The organism is Actinopolyspora alba (assembly GCF_900112765.1).
Taxonomy (GTDB): domain Bacteria; phylum Actinomycetota; class Actinomycetes; order Mycobacteriales; family Pseudonocardiaceae; genus Actinopolyspora; species Actinopolyspora alba.
Map to the genome: position 1 here is coordinate 91,873 of NZ_FOMZ01000011.1, position 17,801 is coordinate 109,673.

At 68.5% G+C, this 17,801-nt stretch carries 13 protein-coding genes; 6 read left to right on the forward strand and 7 right to left on the reverse strand.

The features are described 5' to 3' along the window. Positions 1-902 precede the first annotated feature (902 nt). Positions 903-2,447: a serine/threonine-protein kinase gene (locus tag BM150_RS17210; RefSeq protein ID WP_139219577.1), complete on the forward strand. Its 1,545-nt coding sequence runs from the start codon at positions 903-905 to the stop codon at positions 2,445-2,447. A 123-nt stretch (positions 2,448-2,570) separates the two neighbouring features. On the opposite strand, the gene BM150_RS24215 is transcribed toward BM150_RS17210, so the two are convergent. The 4 genes from BM150_RS24215 to BM150_RS17225 form a co-directional block, all read right to left on the reverse strand. Then, positions 2,571-2,738, reverse strand: coding sequence for a hypothetical protein (locus BM150_RS24215; protein WP_175496885.1), 168 nt, complete (start codon positions 2,736-2,738; stop codon positions 2,571-2,573). A 134-nt stretch (positions 2,739-2,872) separates the two neighbouring features. After that, complete coding sequence (locus BM150_RS17215; RefSeq protein WP_092928329.1) at positions 2,873-3,619, reverse strand: DUF427 domain-containing protein; 747 nt, start codon at positions 3,617-3,619, stop codon at positions 2,873-2,875. 168 nt (positions 3,620-3,787) lie between these two features. Then, the gene (locus tag BM150_RS17220; protein WP_092928330.1) at positions 3,788-4,798 is read right to left on the reverse strand and encodes a CNNM domain-containing protein; all 1,011 of its coding nucleotides are present in this window, start codon (positions 4,796-4,798) and stop codon (positions 3,788-3,790) included. After that, entirely contained in the window at positions 4,798-6,234 is a 1,437-nt protein-coding gene (locus BM150_RS17225; RefSeq protein ID WP_175496886.1) for a hemolysin family protein, read from the reverse strand. Before BM150_RS17225 ends, BM150_RS17220 begins: the two co-directional genes overlap by 1 nt. 261 nt (positions 6,235-6,495) lie before the next feature. On the opposite strand from BM150_RS17225, the gene BM150_RS17230 reads away from it, so the two are divergent. Further along, positions 6,496-7,413: an AurF N-oxygenase family protein gene (locus BM150_RS17230; protein WP_092928332.1), complete on the forward strand. Its 918-nt coding sequence runs from the start codon at positions 6,496-6,498 to the stop codon at positions 7,411-7,413. A 3-nt stretch (positions 7,414-7,416) separates the two neighbouring features. Further along, entirely contained in the window at positions 7,417-9,123 is a 1,707-nt protein-coding gene (locus tag BM150_RS17235) for an FAD-dependent oxidoreductase (protein WP_092928333.1), read from the forward strand. 45 nt (positions 9,124-9,168) lie between these two features. Here BM150_RS17235 and BM150_RS17240 read toward each other — a convergent pair whose 3' ends face one another. Beyond that, a complete protein-coding gene (locus BM150_RS17240) occupies positions 9,169-9,831 on the reverse strand; it encodes a TetR/AcrR family transcriptional regulator (RefSeq protein WP_092928334.1) in 663 nt (220 codons plus the stop codon). Positions 9,832-9,925: 94 nt separating this feature from the next. Here BM150_RS17240 and BM150_RS17245 point away from each other — a divergent pair, with 94 nt between their 5' ends. After that, positions 9,926-11,143 (forward strand): FAD-dependent oxidoreductase, encoded by a 1,218-nt coding sequence (locus BM150_RS17245; RefSeq protein WP_092928335.1) that lies wholly within the window; start codon positions 9,926-9,928, stop codon positions 11,141-11,143. 8 nt (positions 11,144-11,151) lie between these two features. Here the strand turns inward: BM150_RS17245 and BM150_RS17250 are convergent, their stop codons facing one another. Then, a complete protein-coding gene (locus BM150_RS17250) occupies positions 11,152-12,165 on the reverse strand; it encodes a glycoside hydrolase family 183 protein (RefSeq protein WP_245755564.1) in 1,014 nt (337 codons plus the stop codon). 99 nt (positions 12,166-12,264) lie between these two features. On the opposite strand from BM150_RS17250, the gene BM150_RS17255 reads away from it, so the two are divergent. Together BM150_RS17255 and BM150_RS17260 are read left to right on the forward strand one after the other, a co-directional pair. Then, a complete protein-coding gene (locus tag BM150_RS17255) occupies positions 12,265-13,269 on the forward strand; it encodes a DUF2332 domain-containing protein (RefSeq protein ID WP_217641714.1) in 1,005 nt (334 codons plus the stop codon). Positions 13,270-13,825: 556 nt separating this feature from the next. After that, a complete protein-coding gene (locus BM150_RS17260) occupies positions 13,826-14,458 on the forward strand; it encodes a DUF4360 domain-containing protein (protein WP_092928337.1) in 633 nt (210 codons plus the stop codon). A gap of 317 nt (positions 14,459-14,775) precedes the next feature. Here the strand turns inward: BM150_RS17260 and BM150_RS17265 are convergent, their stop codons facing one another. Beyond that, entirely contained in the window at positions 14,776-17,799 is a 3,024-nt protein-coding gene (locus BM150_RS17265; protein ID WP_092928338.1) for an alpha-mannosidase, read from the reverse strand. Between the last annotated feature and the right edge of the window lie 2 nt (positions 17,800-17,801).

The window sequence follows — 17,801 nt, forward strand, 5'->3', positions numbered from 1 at the left end:
TCCGCCAAGAGACAAAATAGCAGTGCTGAGCGTAGCACGGAATACGCTTCCCTCCACATGCGGTCCAGGCAGCGTGTGGGTAGGGTTACAAGTCCTGGCCACGGTTCACAGCCGTGCGGACCGCCGTCAGAGGGCGTGAAGTCCGCGCGTCAGGCAACGCACGATCTAGGCGAACCCGGCCGTGTCCTTGGTAAGCCCTGGCGCTCATGCTCGGGCACTCCGCCCATCACCGTGGCTCTGCCCGTAACCCCCGGCTCGGCGCGGGTGTAATACCCCGCGCGGGGTGAAGCTCCAAAGTCACAATTCCGGTATACCGAGAAGCTTCACCTCCCCCTCGATCCCGGGAGAAGTGTGTCGAACACACGACACACCCGAGATCGAGGGGGGACTCGCAGCCTTACGGGTCCACGCGGGACCCGAGCCCCCGCCATCGCCTCCGGCTCAACAGAAAAAACGGACGGCGACCCGGCACCGGGGCCGGGTGAGGCTGTCGAGGGCTGCGGTCCGAGACCAGGATCAGCCCCGCTCTCTGGGAGGTCTCTGGACTCCAGGGGAGCCGGTACACTGCGATTTCACCGGAAAGCCCCCGAGCCTTGGACCAGCACAAGCGCGGCAACCAGCGGGAAACCGCCCTGTCCGACAGACGAGAGGCCGACAGGCGGGTCGCAGCGGACGACACAGCGCCTCACCTGCCGGGTTGACCGCCGCGACCGGGGTTGATACTGATCAACCGTCCGGCGGTGCGTTCGTGGCAGGGCGCTGCTTTTCGACTCGTACTGGGCGGTCCCGGTTCGTTCCGGGGTTTTTCCGGTTCGTGCGGGGCTGTTTCGGCCCGTTCGGGTTCGCCCGCCGGGGCGGTGCTCGGGTGCGGCGCGACGGTGGAAGGTGACGAGGAGGAGCCGGTGAGCGGCAACCGGGTGATCGCGCGGCGCTACGAGTTGACCTCGCCGATCGGGCGAGGGTCGATGGGCGAGGTCTGGTCCGGCTACGACCAGCGGTTGGACCGGCGCATCGCGGTGAAACTGCTACCACCGACCAAACTGGCCGAAGCCGACGACCCGCAGCTGCTGACCAAGCGGTTCGTGCGCGAGGCCCAGCTCACCGCCAAGGTCGAACACCCCGGCGTGCCCGCCGTGCACGACGTCGGCACCGAGGGCGACGAGCTGTTCCTGGTGATGCAGCGGGTCTCCGGCGACGATCTCGCCGACGTCATCGCCGAGCGCGCGCCGCTGTCGGTGTCCTGGGCGGCCTCGATCGCCGCGCAGATCGCCGCCGTGCTGGACTCGGCCCACGAGGCCTCGCTGATCCACCGCGACCTCAAACCGCACAACGTGATGATCGCCGACAGCGGCACCGTCAAAGTGCTCGACTTCGGCATCGCTGCCGTGCTGGAAGGCGGCCACACCAAACTCACCCGCACGGGCGAGAGCATGGGCACCCCGGCCTACATGGCACCGGAACAGGCCATGAACAACACCGCAACCCCCGCGGGCGACCTCTACTCGCTGGGGTGCGTGCTGCACGAGCTGCTCAGCGGCGAGCGGGTGTTCGACGCTCCCGCCTCGCTGGGGGTCGTCCAGAAACACCTGAGTGTGCCGCCCACCCCGCTGCGGGAGCGCGGCGTGGCGGTTCCGGCGGAACTGGAACGGCTCGTGCTCGACCTGCTGGCCAAGAACCCGCAGCACCGGCCCGAGAACGCGCGGGAGGTCTACCGGCGGCTGCTGCCGTACCTGCCCGCTCCGGAGGACTCCGTCACCGCTGTCGACAGCGGTGACCCCACGGCTCCCTACCGCCACCCGCACGCCCCGCGATCCTCGCGACATCGCCCCGAACCCACCGAGACCCCCGGCGAGGAGTCCGGCGAGGTTCCCGCCGCCGATCCGCGCGAGGCCGAGGAACGCATCCGCTCGGAGCAGCAGCGGGCCAACGAACTGGTCGACGAGGCACGGTTCACGCAGGCGGCCGAACTGCTGCGTTCGTTGCTGCTCGACCGCTCGCTGCGGCAGCAGCTCACCCCCGACCGCAGGACGAAGATCAGGCGCAACCTCGCGACGTTCCACTTCCTCGGCGGCGACTACCGGGCCGCGCTGGAGGAATACACCACGCTGCTCGCGGAGCTCGACGACGAATCGGGCGTGTCTACCGCGTCGGTGCTGGAATGCCGGTTCATGGCCGCCACCTGCCGCATGGAGCTCGGCGAGCACCAGCTGGCGGCCCGCGAACTCCGCTCGCTGCTCAACGAATACCTACGCCTGCTGCCCGGCGAGCTGGAACGCATCCTGGAGGTCCGGGTTCAGCTCGCCACGCTGCTGTCGAACACCGGGGAGACGGACGAGGCCAGGCAACTGCTGCGGCAGGTGCTGGCCGTGGCCACCACCGAGGAGTCCGAGCTCCACGCCGAACAGGCACGCCGGATGCTGGCACGGCTCGACGAACTCGGGCGGTGAGCCGCACCGCTGTACCTCCTGTCTCTCGCGGTCTCGGCAGTAGCCGCTGCCACGGCGGCGCTCGCCGCGCGCCACGTGCCGAGCCCGCACGGCTCGTCGACTGAACAGCGTCCGGCGGTGGCTTCAGCCGAAGAGCTTGGCGAGGAACCACCCGACGCGGCTGACCCTGCGGATTTGGGGATTGCCTTCCACGCCGTGGATCTCCCACTGCTGCCCGCACTCCGCGCAGCGCCACAGCCCGATCCGCGAGGTGTCCGGTTCGCACGGATGTCCGTTACGTCCACGTGGCATGTTCCGATCACACCACGGCGCCGGCCGGATGTCCTGGGTTTCGTCGGGAAAGTTCGGCTCGTTCCCACTTTCGCGCCACTCCGGTCGAGAGCCGCACGTCTCCGAGCGGTCCGGCGACTGTGGTGGGTCGTCTGTCAGGCGAACGGAGTCTCCGGCCGCCGCTGCGGCTCGCCGTCCAGCAGGATGTCCACGCGTTCGTCGTAGAAGCAGGCCAGTCCGGCGATCTTGTGGCTCTCCGGCAGCGGGGTGCGGTAGGTCCAGACGGTGTCGGGGTGCTCGGCCTCGCCGGTGCGCACGTGCCAGTAGCCCGCGGTCCCCTTGTACGGACAGTGGGTCTCGTGGTCGCTGGGCCGCAGCAGGTCCATCCGCACGTCGGGCAGCGGCAGGTAGTAGCGAGGCGGCAGGCCGGTCTCGAACAGGATTCGCGGGTGGTGCGAGTCGGCCACGGTGACGCCGTCGAGCCGCACCTGCACGTGCCGCGAGCTCTCCAGGATGTCCACCCGCTTGTACGGGTCGCGCGGGTGGACGTAGACCGGCTCGTCCTCCTCGAACCACTCGTCCATCGAGTTCCAGTCCAGCCGGACCAGCTCCCGCAGCTCGGGCAGCGGGCAGTCGCGATAGCTGATCGCACCCGCCGGTGCCGTCGTCGAGTCGACGACCACGTCGTAGATCGTGCCCTCGCCCAGCCGCCGCGAGTGCCGCATCTCGCCGGTGTTGCCCAGCTCGGCCCGCACGTCGGCCTCGGGAACGTAGTAGGTGGGGTAGTAGGGGTGCTCCCAGACCAGCCTCGCCTGCCTGGTGTCGGCCACCACGTGGCCGCCGAGCATCGCGCGCACCCGTTTGCCGGAGGTCTCGACCCGGATCCCCTCGTCGCCGCCCATCTTTCCCACCCCGTTTTTCGCGTAGCCGTGCCGCCGGGTTCGGTTCCACTCTGCCCGTCGGAACGGGGAAAGCGCACTTCCTGTTCCGAGGCGCCTACGTGCGGCGGTGGGGCAGCGGTCCGTCGGCACGGAACGGGGCGGAAATGCCGAGACGCCGGTGATCCCGGTTCACCGATCACCGGTTTCGACATCAGTGCCGCGTGGAAAGAGCCCCTGCAGCATGTCGGAGATGGTGACCACTCCGGTCGCGCGTTCGGGAGTGCGGACCAGCGCCAGTTGGGTGCTGGTGCGGCGCATCCGGGACAGTGCGTCGAGCACGCTGGTTCGCGGATCCAACTCGGGGCAGTCGCGGACCAGCCCGTCCAGCGGCTGTCCGGGATCGAGGGTGAGGGTGTCGCGGACGTGCACCAGACCTTCCGGGGAGTCGGGAGCACCAACGAGGATCCGCAGATGTCCGGACCGCCTGCTGGCGGCCTGCACGTCGGCGACGGTGGCGGTGCGGGGCACGGCGGCGATGGATTCGTCGCCGGTGAGGTCGCCGACGCGCAGCCGGGTCAGCTCCAGCGCGCCGGCGAGCTGGTCGGAGGACCAGGTGTCGAGCTCACCGCTCTCGGCCGAGTGGCGCACCAGCTGGCGCAACTCGTCGGGATTCTGCTCGATCGCGACCTCCTCGACCGGCCGCACCCCGACCGCCTCGACGAGTTTGTTCGCGGCGTTGTTGAGCACCAGCAGTACGGGGCGGAACAGCCACATGAATCCCCGCATGGGGAAGGCGAGCAGGGCGGCCGAGCGCTCGGGGTGGGCGATCGCCCACGACTTGGGCGCCATCTCGCCCACCACCAGGTGCAGGAAGGTCACCAGCAGCAGCGCGAGGACGAACGACACCGTGCCGCCGAGCCAGCCCGGCAGCCCGAGCGCGGTCATCACGGGTTCCAGCGCGTGCTCCACGGCCGGTTCGGTGATCGCGCCCAGCGCGAGGGTGCAGGCGGTGATGCCGAGCTGGCAGCCCGCCAGCAGCACCGACACCTCGGAGGCGTTGCGCAGCGCCGCGCGGGCCGCTCGGCTGCTGCCGGCCCGCTGCTCCAGGCGGGTGCGCCGGGCGCCGATGGTGGCGAACTCGATCGAGACGAACAGCGCGCTGGCCGCGATGATCGCGATGGTGGTCAGCGTGGCCAGCATCAGGAATCCTCCTGCCCGGACAGCCCGGAGTTGGGATTGCTCGTCCGGTCGTCGGTCGAGTGTTCGTCGGGAGCGTCCTCGATCAGCTCCAGCACCAGCTCCGAGGGCACGTGCTGATCGATCTCCAAGACCGTGGCGCGCAGCGTCCGAACCGGTGGGTGCTGCGCGTGGGCGAGTTCGGCCGGGTCGTCCGGAAGTCTGATGTCGACCACCGTGTTCTCCTCCGGTAGTGCCCCGTGGTTGGCGATGAGGAGTCCCGAGACGGTCTCGTAGTCCCCACGGGGCAGCTCGTGGGTGAGTTCGCGTTCGACTTCGTCGAGGGGGGCGTCGCCCCGGACCCGCCACCGCGCGCCACCGTCGTCGGTGCCGACCAGGTGGGGTGGTTCGTCGGTGTCGTGCTCGTCGGTGAGCTCGCCGACCAGCTCCTCGGCCAGGTCTTCGAGGGTGACGATGCCGGCGAAGCCGCCGTACTCGTCGACGACGCAGGCCATCCTGCCGCGGGATTCGGCCATCGCGGTGACCGCGTCGGGCAGTGACATCAGCGTGGGGATGATGGTGGCCGGTCGGGTGAACTCGGTGACCGGGCGCTCACCGCCGCTCGTGTCCGTTCCCATGGACTCCAGCACGTCCACCAGGTGCACGATCCCCGCGATGCCGCCCTCCTCGTCGAGAACCGGATAGCGGGAGTGTCCGCTGCTCATGGTCTCGCGCACCTCGGCGAGCGTTGCGGTGTCGGCGAGCACGTCCGCCCGGGAGTGGGGCACGAGGGCGTGCTCGACGTCGCGTTCCGGGAAGTCCAGCACCCGGTCCAGCAGCAGCGAGAGTTCCGCCGGAAGCTCACCGGCCCGTCGGGAGGCGGTCACGATCCGCTGCAGGTCACTCGGGTTGGCTGCGTGCTCGACGTCGTGCACCGGCTCGATCCGAAGCAGCCGCAGCAGCCCGGTCGAGGCCCGGTCGAAGAACCGGATCAGCCAGCCCGCCAGGCGCATGTAGACCACCGTGGACGCCGACAGCCACCGTGCCAGCGGATACGGCCGTGCGATGGCGAGGTTCTTCGGGAACAACTCGCCGAACAGCATCTGCACGAAGGTCGAGATCACCAGCACTCCCGTGGTGCCGATCGCGATGCCCACGCCGGGGGGCACGCCCACGCCGCCGAGCAGCTCGCCCACCGCGCGGCCGACCAGCGGTTCGGCGACGTAGCCGACCAGCAGGCCCGTCACGGTGATGCCCAACTGGGCACCGGAGAGCATGAACGACGTCCGGCGGGTCACCCGCAGCATCCGCGCGGCCACCCGATCGCCCTGCTCGGCCCGGTCGTGCAGCCGTGCCCGGTCGACGGTCATGAACGCGAATTCCTGGGCGACGAAGTACCCGTTGGCCGCGATGATCACCGCGATCAACAGCAGGCCACCGAGCAGGGAGAGTGCGATCATCACGCGACCATTGTGCCGAATGCCCGATTCGTTCTCGGCTGTCCGGTGGTCAAGGCCACTCGTCCGGCACGGGGCCTGGCGTCGGGCGTCGTGCTCTTCGTTCCTTCGTCACAGCGAGGGAGTCCTGCGACCCTGAAAGTGACATAAGTCACACATGTAGCGTATGTCGCACCCTCGCGGCTACCCATGAGTAGCTGTTACCTTCAGTAACACTATTTCGGCGGCACCGAAGTATCGTCGTCATTTCGGTAGGGAGTGCCCATGACCAGCAGTATCACCGGATCCGAAGCCACGGACGCGGCGTCCGAGCGTGAGGACATCGCCCGCAGGTTGCTGGATTCCTCGGAGACGCTGTCCTACGACCCGGCTCAGGAGGTCGACTGGGAGACACCGCTCGACACCGACCACCACGGCGCGAGTCCGGAGTGGAGCACGCTCTACGGCACCGCCTACTGGTCCGAGATGAGTCCGGAGCAGCAACGCGAGCTCACCAGGCAGGAAGCGGCCTGCGTGGCCAGCACCGGTATCTGGTTCGAGATGATCCTGCAACAGATGGTGCTGCGGGACTTCTACGCCAAGGATCCGGCCGACCCCGCTTTCCAGTGGGCGCTGACCGAGATCGCCGACGAGTGCCGACACTCCATCATGTTCGGCCGCGGCGCCGCGAAGCTGCGCGCACCCGCTTATCGTCCGCCCCGTCCGGTGATCGAACTCGGCCGCGCGTTCAAGACGCTCGCCTTCGGCGAGGCGGCGTACGCCGCCATCCTGGTCGCCGAGGAGGTTCTCGACGTCATGCAGCGGGACTGGATGCGCGACGAACGGGTCGCCCCCTTCGTCCGCACCATCAACAACATCCACGTGGTCGAGGAGTCCCGGCACATGAAGTTCGCCCGGCAGGAGACCAAGGAGCGTCTCCGCGGGGTGGGACCGGTGCGCAGGCAGATCCAATCCGTGGTGGTCGCCGTCGCCTCGTACTTCATCGTCACCAGCATGGTCAACAAGAAGGTCTACGAGAACGCGGGGCTGGACGTGGACCGAGCCGTCCGCGAGGCCAAGGCGAACCAGCACTACAAGTCGCTGGTGCGTTCCAGCTGCGCCGGACTGATGGAGTTCCTCGACTCGGCCGGACTGCTCACCAAACCCGCCACGTGGTTCTACAAGCGAGCGAACCTGATCTGAACCATGGCCTACGCGATCACCCAGACCTGCTGCACCGACGCCTCCTGCATCGCGGCGTGCCCGGTCAACTGCATCCATCCCACCCCGAACGAGCCGGACTTCGGCACCACCGAGATGCTCTACGTCGATCCGAGCACCTGCATCGATTGCGGAGCGTGTGCCGACGCCTGCCCGGTCGACGCGATATTCCCGGTGGACCGGCTGACCGGCTCGCTCCGGGCCTATGCCGACATCAACGCCGCTTACTACGCCGACCGCGACGCGGCCGTCGAACCGGAGTCCGGTGACGCTCCGGAGACCAGTGGTGCTCCCGAGAGCGGCCGAGCTTCGGAATCCGACGGCCGGTCGGAGGTGAACGGCGCGGGGCCGAACGGCGTGGAGCCGAACGGTGCGGGGGCCGGCAGCGCTTCAGGGACGAGCACCGCCGGCTCCTCACCCAACTTCCACTCCTGGGGACCGCCGGTGTTCGACCACTCGATCCCCAGTGATCTCGCACCGCTGGACATCGCGGTCGTGGGGACCGGCCCCGCCGGGATGTACGCCGTCGAGGACCTGTTGCTGCACACCAACTGCCGGGTCACCCTGCTGGACCGGCTTCCCGTGGCGGGTGGTCTCGTGCGATACGGCGTGGCGCCCGATCATCCGTCGACGAAGCGGATCGGGGAGACCTTCGCGCGGTTCCACACCCACCCCCGGATGCGGATGCGACTCGGTGTGGAGGTCGGCAAGGACGTCTCCGTCGAGGAGCTGGCCACTCGGCACGACGCCGTGATCTACGCGGTCGGGGCCTCCTCGGCCCGCGACATCGGTGTTCCGGGTGAGGAGCTGGCGGGCAGCGTCAGCGCCACCACCCTGGTCTCCTGGTACAACGGCCACCCGGACGTCGTCGCCGAGACCGTCGATCTGTCCGCCGAACGGGTGGTCGTGGTGGGCAACGGCAACGTCGCGCTGGACGTGGCGCGCGTACTCAGCACCGACCCGGAACGGCTCGCCGACACCTCGATCTCGCCGCGAGCGCTGGAACTGCTGCGTTCCAGCAGGGTTCGTGAAGTGGTGCTGCTGGGACGCCGTGGTCCCGAACACGCGGCCTTCACCAGGCCCGAACTGCTCGAACTCACCCAGCGCGAGGACATCGAACTCGTGGTGGACACGCACGATCCGCGAATCGAGCCCACCATCGACGCCGCCGGGGCCGACGACAAGGCGGGGCTGCTGCGGGACGTCTCCCGGCAAGCCGTCGACTGGTCCGCTCCGGCCGGGGAAGCCGCGGTGAACGGGCGGAGCCGTATCGTGTTCCGCTTCCACTCCGCCCCGGTGGAGCTGGTGGGAGAGAACGCGGTTCGGGGCATCCGCGTCGGCGATTCCCGCACCGACGACGTCGAGATCCCAACCGGACTGGTGGTGCGCGCGGTTGGTTACCGGGGAGCGCCGTTGCCCGGCCTGCCCTTCGACGAAGGAACCGCGACCGTGCCGAATTCCGGGGGGCGGGTCACCGACCGGCCCGGGACCTACGTGGTGGGCTGGATCAAGCGTGGTCCCTCCGGCGGCATCGGAGCCAACCGCAGCTGTGCCAAGGAGACGGTCGGGACCCTGCTGGACGACGCGGTGGCCGGTCGGCTGCCGGAGCCGAGCGCCCGGGCGTCCGGTTCGGACGGACCGTTGGCGCGGCTGCGTGCGAAGCTCGCCGGGAAGGCGGGCAGCATCGGGTAGCGCTTCGGCGGGTGGGAACCGGCGCCGGGGTGAGCCGGCGCGGTCCTACTCGTTCTCCGAATCACGGGCCGACATGGGGTCACCGGCCAGCGCGGAGTCAGGGGCCAGCATCCGGTACAGCGTCCGCAGCTGTGCCCGGGCGAGCCGTTCGCGTTCCGGTGCCGAGTACTCCCGCAGCTGGTGCAGTGACCAGTCGTCCAGGGACCGCAGCACCGCGAACACCAGCGATGCCTGCAGCGAACTCGGCAGGTCGTCCCGTACCGCCCCGCAGGCGCGGCCCGCTTCGAGCGCCCGAGCTAGCCAGTCCCGCACGGCCGCGATCGCGTCACGCAGTGCCGGGCTGTGCTCGATCGGGGTGTCGGAGACGTAGAACAGTTTTCCGGCCTCGGCGGTCCAGGTTCCCCGCTCCGCGAGTTCCAGCAGCTGGGTGGCAAGTCGCGTGACCCGCTCCCAGAACTCGGGGCCCGCCAGTTCGCGCGGATCCGGCACGGCCAACTCACTGCCCAGTGCGCGCATCGCTTCGGTCACGACGGTGTCGAACAGCTCCGACTTCGAGTCGAAGTAGTGGTAGAACGAGCTCTTGCTCATCCCGCACGCCCGGATGATCGAGTTCAGTGAGGCGTGTTCGTATCCCCGCCGGACGAACTCGCCGGTCGCCGTCTCCAGTACGCGCGTACGTCGTTCCTGATCGAGGTCGTGCAGCGCCATAACTGCACCCTAAATCATTGGACCAGCCGGTCCACAGGGTGTTACCGTTTCGAGTGGACCAGCTGGTCCACTCGAAATCCGGAGGTAAGCAGGAATGTTCGTCCCAACGGCCGTGACCGAGCAGCTCGCCGCAGTCGGTGAGCACGAACCGCGAGTGCTGATCGTCGGCGCCGGGGTGGCCGGGCTGACCCTGGCGCGGTCGCTGCGTGCCAAGGGGCTGCACCCGGTACTCGTCGAGCGTGCGGAACAGCGGCAGGATTCCGGTTACATGCTGGGTCTCATGCCGTTCGTCGACCCGGTGCTGAGTGAACTCGATCTCGAACGGCACTACCTCGACCAAAGCGTGGCGGTACGTCACTACCGGCTGTGCTCCGCCACCGGCGCGGCGCTGCGGAACTATTCGGTGGACGCCGCGCTGGGGGAATTCGGCCACTACCGGGGGATCGAACGGGGCCGACTGCTGGAACTGCTGGCCACCGGCGGGGCACCGGTGGCCTTCCGAACCGCTCCGCACGCGGTCGAACCGACCGGTGGGACGGTTCGCGTCGACCTGACCGAGGACGGGACGGAGTTCCGGGCGGAGTTCGACGCCGTGATCGCCGCGGACGGGGTGCACTCGACAACCCGCGACCTGGTGCTCGACGCCGAACGGGTTCACACCCACGACACCGCCTGGGGCGGTTGGGTGACGTGGGCCGATCCCGACGAGTGGCCCGACACCTATCAGGAAACCTGGGGACCGGGATGTTTCGTGGGGCTGTACCCCGTTCCCGGCAGGATCGGTGTCTTCGTCGGCGGCCCCCGTGCCGACACCACCCGCGGTCCAGCGGCGTTCGACCGGCTCGTCCGTGACAGGCTGCGCAACATCGATCCCCGTTCCTCCCGCGCGCTGACCGAGCTGGCGAACACCACCGAGAGCCACTACTGGAGTCTGTCCGACGTGCGGTGTGACAGTTGGACCACGGGTCGCTTCGCGTTGCTCGGCGACGCCGCGGCCGGTTTCCTGCCGACGGCAGGAGTGGGCGCGGCCATGGCGATCGAATCCGCGGGTGCACTGGCACGGCGCCTCGCCCGGGCCGACAGGAGCACGGTGCCCCGGGCGCTGCGGGACTACGAACGTGCCCAACGGCCCCGAGTCGAATCGGCACAGCGCAACTCACGCCAGCTGGCGGCTCTGATGTTCCGTCGCGGCAGGCTGTCCTCCCGCGGCCGTGACTTCGCCACCGCGCTGGTCGGGGTGAACACCGCACTCGGGCCGATCCGAAAACTGCTCGCGCAGCGGGATCGTGACCAAGCCGCGCCCATCTCCTGATCGACGGTTCATCCCGTCCGGCTTCCGCTGCTCCACCTGGCGTCACCGGGCAGCGCTCCCGCGAACTGCATCGCCCGGTAGGGCCAGTTCCGCCCGGTGTTCCACTGGCTTATCACCAGATGAAGATCGTCCAGCGTGGATCCCGGGACGATGTAGCCGCCGTAGAGCTGGGCGACTCGCCCGGTCGCGTGATTCTCGTCGTGCCAGGACGTGCCACGCAGCACCGTGGTGCGCGGCACCTCGTAGAGATTCGAGGTGGGGTGGGCGAGCGACAACGCGTCGACGCGGTAGTTGCCCGCGTCGAACAGGCACAGCAACCATCGGTCCTCGACGCGGCGCAGACACAGCTCACCGTAAGCCCCGGTCAACGCGACCGTGGGCGGATCGCCCCAGGCCCACGCGCCCCGCCGAAAACCCCATCCCTGCCACGCGCCGGGTTCGGTGATCCGTTCGGCGGGGACACGGTGCAGCACCAGTCCCTCGTCGCGTTGGAAACCGGTGGAGAAGCAGTAGACGTAGCCGTCGTCTCCCCGTTCCCAGGTCAGCATCTGGAACAGGCCGCCGTGGTGATCGCCGGGCCAGTTCGCCCCGGTGCGGGTCCAGGTCTCCCCGTTGTCGGTGGAGCGGTGTATCTCGGTCCAGTGCACCCTGCCGATACCGGCGCAGACCATCACGTGCAGATACATCGTCCCGCCGATCGTGATGACGTCGGTGGGAATCACGGTGCTCACCCGCCTGCCGCGAATGATCGAGTCGTGCCGGTAGGGCAGTGCCTGCTCGGCGTAGCGACCCCGGCCCGTCGAGCCGGTCCAGACGATTCCGGTGCGCACCGTGCTCGGATCCCCGAAGAGCACCACCGGTGAGCGCCAGCCGCTGCCACCCACACCGGCGCGTTCGAAGGTGTCACCGAAGACCGCCACCAACCGGCCGTCCGGCGCGGTGGTCATCACTCCCAGATCGGTGCCGCCGATCCCGAACTCGTCGGTCACGCCGGGGCCGGTGAGGTTTCGTATCTTGCGCACCGCTGTTCCTCCGTTCGCCGCCCTCCGATCGTGCTCCGGTGACGCGGGCGACGGAAATCGGTCATCGTTGTTCCCGCCGTTCTCGGGCATACTTGCGGCGTGATCGACGGGAGTAAGGGCAGTGAACCGGGCGAACGGGGCATGGCCGGGATCGAATCGGGAATGAGCACCGCCGAGAACTACCGGAGGTTCGGCGTGGCGGTGGCCGAGAAGTCCCCGCAGTACGGCGCGCTCGCCGAGGCGGTCGCCTCCGACGCGGAGATCCTGGGACTGCTGGAGACGCTGCCGAGTGAGAAACGCCAACCGAACCTGCTGTTCGCCGCCGCCCGGTACCTGCTCGGTCGCCCCGCCGATTCCGAAACGCTGCGTGAGCTGGTGCGGGAGCGTGCTGCGGAACTGACCTCGGTACTGCTGGCCAGGCGCACCCAGACCAACGAGGCGGGGCGGTGCGCCACACTGCTTCCCGCGCTGGCTCGGCTCACGGAACCGCTGGCGTTGTTGGAGGTCGGTGCTTCGGCCGGGCTGAACCTGTTGCCCGATCTCTACTCGTACGATTTCGCCGGGCACCGCGTGACCGGTACCGAGCCCGAAGCACCGACGCTGCGCTGCCGTCCCATCGGGCCGGTTCCGCTGCCCGGCAGGGTCCCGACCGTCGCGTGGCGCGCGGGTCTCGACACCGCCCCGCTCGACGCGGCGGACGACGATCACGCGAACTGGCTGGAATGCCTGCTGTGGCCGGGGGAGACCGAGCGGCGGGACCGGCTGCGCGCGGCGTTGCGCCTCGCGGCGCGGCACCAACCAGTGGTCCACCGGGGTGATCTCCTCGACGATCTAGGGCGGATCGCCGCGAGCGCACCGAGCGAGGCCACCCTGGTGGTGTATCACTCGGCGGTGCTGGCCTACGCCCCCGAATCCGTTCGTCGCGAGTTCGCCGCCGCCGTGCGGGAGCTCGGTGCGGTGTGGCTCTCCAACGAAGCCGCCGGGGTGATCGGCCCCGCTGATGCCTCCGGCGGTCCGGAGAACTCGTTCGTTCTGGCACGGGACGGGCACGAGACGCTGGCCACGACCGACTCGCACGGTGCCTGGATTCGGTGGCGTTCCTGATTGGAGTTTTCCGGTCGGGTTGTCGGGTCGCTCGCTCGGCGGAACCTCTCGCACGGCTCTCGCTGCGGGGAGGCCCGACATCGGGTAGCGGCCTACACAACGTCGGGCCTTCCTCGCGAGAGCCGCACGGGAGAACCCGCGGCTGGTCGCGTTGGTAACGTGGCTTTCGACGTGTCGGAACCGACAATGCCCCACCCCTGTCGACAACACGACAGGAAAGCATCAGTGAGGTCCGGCGGCACCCCAGGGGGGCGAAACTCCGCTGTGGCGTCGAGAAACTCGAAATCATTCGAGTGAACAGGTTTCGGGAGGGAATATTCCACGCGATTTCGCTGCCGGGGATCGAGTGTAAGACATTTCGGTTCATCCCATCATTGGCTCTGTCTTATGGCCGTTACGCCTGGTTGTTCGGAAATTGCTCCGAAAGTGTCTATAGTTTTCGGGAGCGCTCCCATAAACTCGTTGCCGGTCGTTTTCCGAAATGGATCGGCCAGTTGTCCGCGTAGCGGAAACGAACAGCAAGTGTGGCTTTTGCCTCCCGAACAGGAGAAACGAGATGCTCAACGGTTTGATCGCGTCCGGAATGGCGCTGTCCACTCTTCTCGTGCCGACCTCGGGCCCGTTCGACTCCCCACCTTCGGACGAGGTCGTCATCGACGTCGCCACCGTGAACGGTTCCGGATGTCCCGAAGGCACGGCGGACGTGGCCGTATCGCCCGACAACAAGGCCTTCACCGTCACCTACAGCGACTATCTGGCAGAGGTGGGGCCCGACGCGGATCCCACGGCCTTCCGAAAGAACTGCCAGCTCAATCTGGTCGTGCACGTTCCCCAGGGGCTCACCTACGGGATAGCCCGGGCCGACTACCGCGGATTCGCCCACCTCGCGGAAGGAGCCACCGGTACTCAGCAAGCCAGTTACTACTTCCAGGGTGATTCCCGGACCACGCATTCCAGCAAGACGTTCGAGGGATCCTACAGCGACAACTGGCAGGTCACCGACGAGACCGAGATCGCCGACATCGTTTACAAGCCCTGCGGTGTACAGCGCAACTTCAACATCAACACCGAATTGCGGGTGGACGCGGGGGACTCGGACTCCGGCGAGACCAGCTTCATGACGATGGATTCGACCGACGGAAGTATCGAGACCACCTACCACTTCGCCTGGAAGGAGTGTTCCTCCTGAATCGAGGTCGCTGATCGGCCGGGGTTTTCTCATGATTCCCGAGAGCACTCGGTAGGTGGCAACTCCGGTCGAACACCGCCACCGCCCCACAGCGAACGACCGGGTACCGCTCCGACTCGGGTAGGCCCGGTCGGGGAGTCCCGGTAGGGGAGAGGCATGGCGGAAGCAGTGCGGCCACGACCGGGTGCGGGGCCTGCCTGGACGGCGGTCCACGGATGGGCGCCGCTACCCGGTCGTTGAGCTATTCGGAAGTCCTGGTCACTCCTGACAACGGGAGCGCGTGTCCGACCGACGATCGACCGAGTCTTCGGAGACGGTCACGCCCACGCCAGCCGCAGCGTGCGGATCTCGAACGGGCGCAGCGTCAGCCGGAACCCCGTTGGGGCGTGTTCGATCTCCCCGTCGGCCCACGGTCGTTCCAGCAGATCGGTCGCCCGCACGCTCACCGGGGCGAAACCGGTGGTGACCCGGCTCGTGGCGCGGCCACCCGAGGATTCGTACAGTCGCACCACCACGTCTCCGGAACCGTCCTCGGCCAACTTCACCGCTTCGAGGACCACGGCGGGGTTGTCACTGGTGACCAGCGGTTCCACCGGCGAGTCACCGTGCACGGTTCGGGAGGGCAGATTGAGGCGGTAGCCCTCCCGAACCGCGGCACCGATATCGGCTCCCGGGACGAGGACGTGTCGGAAACGGTGCGTCCCCTGGTCGGCGTCCGGGTCGGGAAACCGCGGGGCGCGCAGCAGCGAGGCCCGCACGGTCGTCGCGGTACCACCGCTGTTCTTGGCCCAGCGGGTCACGTCGTGGCCGTAAGTCGTGTCGTTGGCCAGAGCCACGCCGTATCCCGCCTCACCCACGTGGACCCAGCGGTGGGCACACGTCTCGAACTTGGCCGCGTCCCAGCTGGTGTTCTCGTGAATCGGCCGGTACAGATGTCCGAACTGGGTCTCGGCCGCCATGCGATCGGTGTGCACGTCCACCGGAAAGGCGAGTTTGAGCAGCGTCTCGGACTCGTGCCAGTCGACCTCGGTGTCGATCTCCAGTCGCGCGGCGCCGCCCCGCAGCGTCAACTCCTGGGTGATCCGCGAGTCGGAGAAGGAACGCACCACGTGCACCGAGACGCGATCCGCGGCGTTCTGTCGCACCGCCACTTCCTCGGCATCCAGCAGTTCGGTGACGTTGTTGCGGTAGAAGGCGTCCACGTCCCAGGCGTCCCACCGGTTCGGCAGGTCCGGATGCGCCCTCGGCACGTTGCCCGCCGAGCCCTCGGGGACGAGCTCGCGGTCGGCTGCCGGGTCGTACAGCGATGTGACGGTGCCCCGACGGTCGATCGTGACCCGCAGCGATTCGTTGCGCAGCACGAACCCCTCGTCCGTTTCGGACAGTTCCACGAACGTGACCGGTGCGGCCGACGGTGCCGCACCGCCCGCCGGAATACCGTCGCGCTCGTGCGGAGCACCGTTGAACACCAGCGGCGTCGATCCCGAACCCGCCAACTCTCGCTGCGCCCGATCGATGATCTCGGCCAACTCGTTCCGGACGAGTTCGTGCTCCCGCTCCGCCTCGTGGTGCACCCAGGCGATGGACGAGCCGGGCAGGACGTCGTGGAACTGGTTGCGCAGCACGGCCTTCCAGAGTCGGTCCAGCCGCTCGTGCGGATAGGGGAGACCGTGGTACACGTTCGCCGTCGCCGCCCACAGCTCGGCCTCGCGCAGCAGGTGCTCGTTGCGTCGGTTCCCCCGTTTGGTGCCCGCCTGGCTGGTGTAGGTGCCGCGGTGGAACTCCAGGTACAGTTCACCGACCCATACGGGCGGCTCCGTGTACTCCGCGCGAGCCTCGCGGACGAACTCGGCGGGGGACTCGACGGTGACTCGTGGTGATCCTTCCAGATCGGACAGTCGCCCGGCGCGTTCCAGCATCTCGCGGGTGGGACCGCCACCCCCGTCGCCCCAGCCGAACGGGACCAGCGAGCGATTCGCCCCGCCCTTCTCGGCGAAGTTGGCCGAGGCGTGCGCCAGTTCGGCCGCGGACAGCTCGGAGTCGTAGACGTCCACCGGCGGCAGGTGGGTGAGGATTCTGGTGCCGTCGATGCCTTCCCAGTGGAAGGTGTGATGCGGGAACTCGTTCGTCTGGTTCCAGGCGACCTTCTGGCCCAGGAACCAGCTCGAACCCGACAGGGCGATCAGCTGCGGCAGCGCCGCGCTGTAACCGAACGAGTCGGGCAGCCACACCTCGTCGGTCTCCACACCGAACTCGTCCAGGAAGAACCGCTTGCCGTGCACCAGCTGCCGCGCCATCGCCTCACCACCGGGCATGTTCGTGTCGGCCTCGACCCACATGCCGCCGACGGGGACGAACCTCCCCGCGGCCACCTCGGACCGAACTCGTCGGTGGAGCCGCGGATAGTGCCGCTCGAGCCAGGCGAACTGCTGTGCCTGGGACATGGCGAAGACGAACTCCGGGTGTTCCTCCAGCAGCCCGAGCACGTTCGACACCGTCCTGGCCACTTTGCGCACGGTCTCGCGGAACGGCCACAGCCACGCCGAGTCGATGTGCGCGTGGCCGACCGCAGACACGCGATGCGCGCTGGCGTGCGCCGGTTTCCGCAGCACCGGGGTCAGCACCTCGCGCGCGCGGTCCGCGCTACCGCTCACGTCGCGCGGGTCCACCGCGTCCAAGCAGCGGTCGAGGGAGCGCAGTATCTCCCAACGCCGTGGATCGTCCGTGCTCAGCTGCCGCATGAGCTGGTCGAGCACTTCGATGTCGTGGACCAGCTGCTCGACGCGGTTGTCGAAGATGGTCAGCTCGGCACGCTCGACGCGGTACAGCGGTTCCGTGGCCGCGGTGTCCGGATCGCCCAGTTCGGTGGGGGTGAACGAATGATCGCCGAGGAACACCGGATTCGCCGCCGCTTCCACGTGAAACTCCACCGGCTCACCCCCGGCGACGGCCTCGCTCACGCGTACCCACTCGTTGCGTGGGTTCAGCCCCTTCACGATCGAACCGTCCGGTCGGTACACCAGTCCTTCGCACTGGAAGCCCGGTCGTCGGTGGTCGAACCCCGGGTCGAACACGAGCTCCACGGCACGTCCTGCCCATTCGGTGGGGACCTCCCCGCGCAGCCGGAACCAGGTGGTGCTCCACGGCGGACCCCAGCGGTCGCCCACCTCCGCCCCGCGGTACTCCCCGGACGAACCGCTGTTCGCGACCGGTACCGGTGCGCTCGTGCCGTGCCAGGTGTCCAGCGTGACCGGTGCGGCCTCCGGTCGAACAGCCGGCCGGACGCGGTCGCGCAACATCCGGTCGATCCGTTCCTCGGTCAGTTTCCCGTCGTCGTGCACCT